Raw genomic sequence first — 5,735 nt, 5'->3', positions numbered from 1 at the left:
CCATCTTCATCCAGCGTGATGTCCATAAAGAATCTTGCCTGTATCAGCACGATCGTTAGCTTGCTTACAGTAGCCGCCTCACCCGCACTGGCAATTTTTGGATTTGGCGACAGTGAAACTAGCCGCCGCGACTATCAACGCTGCGTGTCTGATCTAACCGGACTCCAGATCACGTCTGAGGAAGCTGCAACCGCCTGCTCCAGAGCGTTCCGACCCGACGATCTGGGAGTCTGCGTTCGTCGTACTAGCGAGGGTGGAACGATCGCCGCTGCGGATGCGCTGTCAGCTTGCCGTCAGGTGCGCCGCCCTGTGGATATGGCTACTTGCGTGACCGAGATTCGCCGCGAAGTCAACGGGGTTGCGGCAGGCGATGCATTGAATAGCTGCCGCCGCAGCTTGCTGCCTCAGCGCTACTCTAACTGTGTACGCGGGATAACGGTTGCCACGAAGCTGGCTCCTGCTCAAGCCCTAACGAGTTGTATTGATGCCAGCGATTTTCCACGTGATCTTGACCCAACCTTTATTCCCTACGCGACGACACCAGGCGCATTTACCCCCGCTCCAACGGTCACCCCTTCGACTGACCCAACGAGCACCCCTGCTCCAACCGACCCAACAACTGCACCCGCTCCAGCGTCTCCCACACCGTAGTAGCGATCGTTCTTGGATGGTTTTGTTTGCGCAGCCAGTCGTTTAATGAACGACTGGCTGCGTTGTACTTAATGCACTAACCGCACGGTTAAATTTGAGGGGCTGATAGGAAACTGGGAACACTGGATGCGGTTAATGACAAATCCGTCAGGTGCTGGTATCCGTTGTTTGCGACTCAACGCCTTATTGGATACTTATTGGAACAATAGCGATTGAGTGCGCATCGTTTGATGAACGGTCGATCGCTCAGCTGGTTGAGGCGGAGAAGTTCTGCTCCCTTGTGTCCCTGTTCAACGGTTGACTCCAATCATGCAATTTCCAGACCGTGAGACGCCCGCTGCCAATTTGACGGCTCAGATCGAAACTCCTCTGCCACAATCTATTCCTCAGCCAATCGCGCAGCAGCTTGAAGCACAAGCAGCAGAACTGGCACAGCTCAGAGCTGCTTTGGAGGCCGAAAAAGCGGCTCGTGAGGAAGCAGAAGCCGCCCTGCGTCAGAGCGAAGCTCGTCTGAGTACGCTTGTGGATAACCTGCCCTTTGGCTTCTGGGCATGCGATATGGACGATCGCTACGTGATGCAAAACTCGATCGATATCCAGCGCTGGGGCGATCTGGTGGGCAAACGCTTGGACGAATTGGACATGCCAGCCGATCGCTTTCAATTTTGGAAGCAACTGCACGAGCGAGCACTGGCAGGAGAGCTTGTGCAAGTCGAAAGCCGCACCTCTACCGACGCGGGACCCTGCGTTAGTTGGATTATGCTGGCTCCTGTGCGAGAGGGCAAGGAGTTGCGCGGCATTCTCGGCGTCAATATTGACATCACTGAACAAAAGCTGATAGGAGATGCGCAGCGCGAGAACGAAGAACGTTTGCGACTGGTGCTGCAAAACATGCCTGTAATGCTGGACGCTTTCAACGCAGACGGTATCCCCATTATCTGGAACAGCGAGTGCGAGCGCGTTACAGGGTACAGCGCTGCCGAGATTATTGGCAACCCAAACACAATGGAGCTGCTGTATCCCGATCAGGAGTATCGCGATCGCATGCTGGCAGAGTGGGCACAGCGCGGCAATGACTTTCGCGACTGGGCGTGGAAGATTCGCTGCAAAGATGGCAGCACTAAAACGGTGCTGTGGTCGAATTTATCCGATCAGTTCCCCATTCCTGGCTGGGCGGGCTGGGGTGTTGGAATCGATATCACCGAGCAAGTCCTGACGCAGGATAATTTGCAGCAGTCGGAGCAGCAGGCACACTTGATTACTCGCCTGATTAGCCAAATCCGTACCTCTCTGGACTTTGACACGATCTTGACCACGGCGCTGCAAGAAGTTCAAACCTTTTTAGAGGTCGATCGCTGCCAGTTTGCCTGGTATCACACCCATGCTACGGACCCTTACTGGGAAATTATTAAAGAAACACGCCATTCAGGACTTCCTGACTTGACTGGATGCTATCCAGCGGCATCCGTTGGTCCTTTAGCGGAGCGGCTTTTAGACCTAGAGGTTTTGTGTATGCCTGATGCCGAACAGGTGGAGGATCAGGTGTGGCGATCATTTGTGCGCGGCATGGGATTTCGCTCTGTTTTGGTTATTCCCATGCAGATCCAAGCGGGTTTGATTGGCGTGATTAGCTGTAGTCACAGCGCAGAGGTGCGTTACTGGAGTGATGAAGAGGTGGACTGTCTGCAAGCTGTAATGGGGCAGTTAGCGATCGCGCTGAATCAGGCAGATCTTTACACCAGTATTCAGACCAAAGCGGACAAATTACAAGAGACGCTGACGGAATTACAGCAAACTCAACGGCAGATGATTCAGGCGGAGAAAATGTCGAGTTTGGGACAGCTTGTCGCAGGCGTTGCCCACGAAATTAACAATCCGGTTAACTTCATCTATGGCAATATTACCTACGCCAACACCTACGCCAACGATTTACTGCGCTTAGTCCATCTCTATCAGCAGCACTATTCTCCTCCAGTGCCGCAGGTGCAATCGGTTATTGACGAGATTGATCTTGACTTCCTGCAAAGCGATCTGCCGCAAATACTCACATCGATGCGGGTTGGAGCAGAGCGGATTCAATCGATCGTGCGATCGCTGCGGATCTTTTCACGCATGGACGAAGCCGAGCAAAAATCTGTCAACATCCACGATGGGCTAGAGAGCACACTGCTGATTTTGCAGCACCGACTGAAGACAGCAGGAGTTATGGTACTCAAACAGTACGGCGACTTACCCCTTGTTGATTGCTATCCAGGACAGCTGAACCAGGTGTTTATGAATATTGTGTCCAACGCGATCGACGCGCTAGAGGTGGGAAGCAGTCAGGAACCTGAGGAACAGAGCAGTTCTGAATCCGACCTTCAAGCCTCCTTTACTCCCTGCATCCAAATTTGTACTGAGCAAGACGACGATCGCATTCTTATTCGCATTGCCGACAACGGCTGTGGTATGACTGAAGCACAACAGCAGCGGTTGTTTGATCCGTTCTACACGACGAAACCTGTCGGTAAAGGCACAGGTTTAGGGCTTTCTATCAGCTATCAAATTGTGGTTGAGCGGCATCAGGGACAGCTTTCGTGTACGTCTTCTTCTGAAAAAGGAACAGAATTCCGGATTGAAATTCCGGTGCGTCAGTAACCGCGGCTTGATCAATCCAAAACGGGACTGCGGAAGTGTCCTAGCACCGAGAAAACTTGCCGCTGGTCAAATAGGTCCACAAGATCCCGGTTGAGTTTAAATTGGGCTGCCTCCTGCCGCAGCATCCCGATCGCAGCGGCAACGGGGAGTCCCCGCTTGTAAGGACGATCGCCTGCGGTCAACGCGTCGTAGATGTCCGCGATCGCCATAATCTGAGACTGCATGGGAATCTCTGCCTGCTTCAGCCCGCGCGGATAGCCAGAGCCATCCAATTTCTCGTGATGTCCATAAGCAATCATGGGAACGTCCTGAAGCTGACGAGTCCAGGGAATGCGCTTGAGGAACTCATAGGTAAACGTCACATGCGCCTGAATTAGCTGACGCTCTGCGTCGGTCAAGTTGCCCTTAGGAACGATAAGCTGAGCCATCTCATCGGAAGTAACCAGCGGCTTCTCTTGCCCATCCACATCGCGATAGGTCTGGCGGGCAAGCTCTTGTAGCTGCGCCAAGGGTTTCTCAGCGAGAACATGCGGTTCGTTTGCCGCTAAGAGAACGTCCCAGTAGCGCTCAAGCTGGGCGATCGTTCCGTCTAACTCGCGATCGACCTGCTGCAACTGCTGACAATGCAAACACGTCGCGTCCGTAGCCGGGGGGTGAGCGATCGTATGACTGGGGTGCTCAACCAAGTAGCGAAATTTTGTCTGAGCACAGTCCATTTCCAGCGTCCGTCGCGCTAGGGCAAACCGCTGCCGCACCAGATCAAGCTGAGTCGGATACAGCTTTTTCGGTTTGCCCAGAATTGCCTCTGGAATGCCCACTTTACCAAAGTCGTGCAGCAGGGCTGCATAGCGGATTTCTTGTAGCTGCCGCTCGTTGAAATGAATGGACCGCAGCGGACCTAAATGAACCGCGCTGGCCTCTTCACTCAGCCGCACCGTTAAATCCGCAACCCGTTCGGAATGCCCAAAGGTGCAGGGATCGCGCGCTTCAATGACTTGTACCGACGCTGTAACGAAGCCCTCAAACAAGTTTTCGATGCTCTCCTGTAGCTGGTTGCGCTCGATCGAAATCGCCGCTTGACTGGCAAGCGATCGCAAAATTCGCTCTTCCCAATCTGAGAATGGCAACGTCACGTCCAGAGCATTTTCTGGCGTGATTACCGTGTGAGGATGCAGCTTACGGTTAATGAGCTGAAGTACACCAATGGTTTCGTGCTCCTGATTTTGCATCGGCAGCACTAGCACTGAGCAAGTCCGGTAGGCTATGCTGCGATCGAAACTGCGATCGAGCTCATACGGAACGTCAGACAGCAGCGCGTAAGCGTCAGGAAGATTAAGGCTTTTGCCCGTCAGCGCCACATAGCCAGCCAAACTGCGGGGCGTCAACGGCATGGGAAATTCTTGAAAGGCAACAGCCGGACGAGAATCGTTTTGCGCCACCTTAAACCACAGTGTCGGCGTTTCGCTGCTGCGGTCTACCACATACACGCTGCCAGCGTCACTACTGGTAATCTCGCGACTCTTCGTTAAAATCAGCGTTAGTAATTCTCCAAGGTCATGCGTGCTAGACAGTGCCGTGCCAATCGCCAAAAGCTGCTCAACTAGGTCTGCGCGCTCCGCAGCCTCACGCAGAAAAATCTGACTAGCCGTCATACTTCAACCTTGAAAATGGCGATCGAAACCAACGAACTTGCGAAGCAACCCAAAATTCCGCTTTAAAGCGCCTTACTAGGCATCGAATCCAAACTTCCTGCCTAGCCCTCTCCTTGAAGAAGCGCTAACGGTACTTACAGTACCTTCCTGTCAATAGAATAAACCGTGCAATCAAGTTTATAAGAGTCCACACGAAGACTTAATACAGCCCTTTAAAAAACTATCCGCTCCTGCTAAGGCGTTCAGTTTTAAGAACGTCTATTGCAGGAGCGGTGTAGCGGGTCTTCAACTGGAACCAGACTGCCGGAAGGAACTCCGAATCAACCTGGTGCTTTCGCTAACGAGATCGTCATTGAAAGCTAGGGTTGACTGTTAGAGAACAGCCCCGGCGCGCAGCCGGCTAACTCCAGATTGACGACCCAGGCATTTACTACTATCTTGCATGGGCATCACCTCCTTGTTGCCTAAGCGGACTCAATTTCAAGAGGTTGAAAAGGTGTTGATTCATCGAATCACTCACCTTCCATTAATGTAGCACAGGAAATGCAGAGTGTGGGAAATGCCAAACGTGAATTTTAAGGTGGACGAAGGGAGCAAAACAAATGCCCCCACCAAATTGGTAGGGGCACAGAATTCACCAACGAAAACCTAGCTCTACAGCGCGTTACCGCGAGGCAGAACTTCTTCGGGGAAGATAAAGTTTTCATGGGGCTGATCCTGCGGTGCCATCCACGCACGGATGCCCTCGTTCAGCAAAATGTTCTTGGTGTAGAACGTCTCAAACTCCGGGTCCTC

The 5,735-nt window shown here is 52.8% G+C and carries 3 protein-coding genes and 1 pseudogene; 2 read left to right on the top strand and 2 right to left on the bottom strand.

What is annotated here, in order from left to right; all coding sequences use genetic code 11:
• On the top strand, positions 1-651 hold a 651-nt coding region (locus H6F43_RS14205), incomplete at its 5' end, for a hypothetical protein (RefSeq protein WP_206754568.1).
• A gap of 309 nt (positions 652-960) precedes the next feature.
• Positions 961-3,288, top strand: a complete 2,328-nt coding sequence (locus H6F43_RS14200) for an ATP-binding protein (protein WP_190343390.1) — start codon at positions 961-963, stop codon at positions 3,286-3,288.
• Between the two features lie 11 nt (positions 3,289-3,299).
• On the opposite strand, the gene H6F43_RS14195 is transcribed toward H6F43_RS14200, so the two are convergent.
• Together H6F43_RS14195 and H6F43_RS14190 are read right to left on the bottom strand one after the other, a co-directional pair.
• Positions 3,300-4,940 carry an HD family phosphohydrolase gene (locus H6F43_RS14195; protein WP_190343389.1) on the bottom strand — a complete coding sequence of 547 codons (1,641 nt, stop codon included), beginning with the start codon at positions 4,938-4,940 and terminating at the stop codon, positions 3,300-3,302.
• A gap of 654 nt (positions 4,941-5,594) precedes the next feature.
• A pseudogene (locus H6F43_RS14190) lies at positions 5,595-5,735 on the bottom strand (photosystem II protein D2); the annotation flags it as partial.

This window comes from Leptolyngbya sp. FACHB-36 (assembly GCF_014695955.1).
In the GTDB taxonomy this organism is placed as follows: Bacteria; Cyanobacteriota; Cyanobacteriia; order Leptolyngbyales; family Leptolyngbyaceae; genus FACHB-36.
This window is presented reverse-complemented; position numbering and strand designations above follow the sequence as displayed.

Excerpts from the sequence above, each read along its gene's own strand:
- H6F43_RS14200 (WP_190343390.1), top strand. The coding sequence starts at position 961 with ATGCAATTTCCAGACCGTGAGACGCCCGCTGCCAATTTGACGGCTCAG.
- H6F43_RS14195 (WP_190343389.1), bottom strand. The coding sequence starts at position 4,940 with ATGACGGCTAGTCAGATTTTTCTGCGTGAGGCTGCGGAGCGCGCAGAC.